Annotated in this window: 2 protein-coding genes; both read left to right on the forward strand. The window is 40.3% G+C overall.

From position 1 onward, the window contains the following. A partial coding sequence (locus A3735_RS28725) for a sigma factor-like helix-turn-helix DNA-binding protein (RefSeq protein ID WP_304439966.1) occupies nucleotides 1-110 on the forward strand: 110 nt, incomplete at its 5' end. 245 nt (nucleotides 111-355) lie between these two features. Continuing rightward, a complete protein-coding gene (gene cheY, locus A3735_RS05785; protein WP_068511934.1) occupies nucleotides 356-742 on the forward strand; it encodes a chemotaxis response regulator CheY in 387 nt (128 codons plus the stop codon). The last annotated feature ends 128 nt before the right edge of the window (nucleotides 743-870 follow it).

Below are 870 nucleotides of genomic sequence, written 5' to 3' on the forward strand. Positions count from 1 at the left end.
ATCTTAAAGAAATTGGTTTGGTGCTCTCTGTTAGTGAGTCTCGAGTAAGTCAAATACATTCTCAAGCAGCGATGCGTTTGAAAGCTAGAATGAGTGATTGGCGTACCTGATTGCAGTTTGTCTTAGCCTGATCGAACTATTTGCTTAGACCTCTTTTCTCAAAGTTTGTCCCCCATGTAAGGGGAAAATAAAGCGAATAAAATTAATAAATTGGCTTGATTTTATATAGTTGTTAAGAAATGTGCCGATAAGTGAAACAAATATCAAAAAAAACTGGCTAGCCTAAGAACACCGACTAGACTTGTTTTTAGGTATTAAAATGTAATTTCGGGTATCGACATGAGTGGAGGTCGACTTGAATAAAGATATGAAAATTCTCGTAGTAGATGATTTTTCTACAATGAGACGAATTATTAAGAACCTATTGCGTGACCTAGGGTTTACTAATACTGATGAAGCTGACGATGGTAGTACTGCCTTACCAATGCTTCAAACAGGTAAGTATGACTTTCTGGTGACTGACTGGAATATGCCTGGGATGACTGGTATTGAGTTGCTTCAGCATGTTCGTTCTGACGATAACCTCAAAAGTCTTCCTGTGCTAATGGTAACGGCTGAGGCTAAACGAGATCAGATAGTTGCTGCCGCGCAAGCAGGTGTGAACGGTTATGTCGTTAAGCCATTTACCGCAGCTGTTTTAAAAGAGAAGATTGAGAAAATCTTCGAACGTATCGATTCCTAAGGCTGAGCGATTCATGACTGACGCAAAGCTAATAAATAGCGAACCTCTAAGCGGTTTTGAGCAGACTTTGAAGGCTCAGGCTAATGAGTTGAAGGAGCGAATTGACAAAGGAGACTTGTCGGGGGCGT

Source organism: Oleiphilus sp. HI0061 (assembly GCF_001635675.1).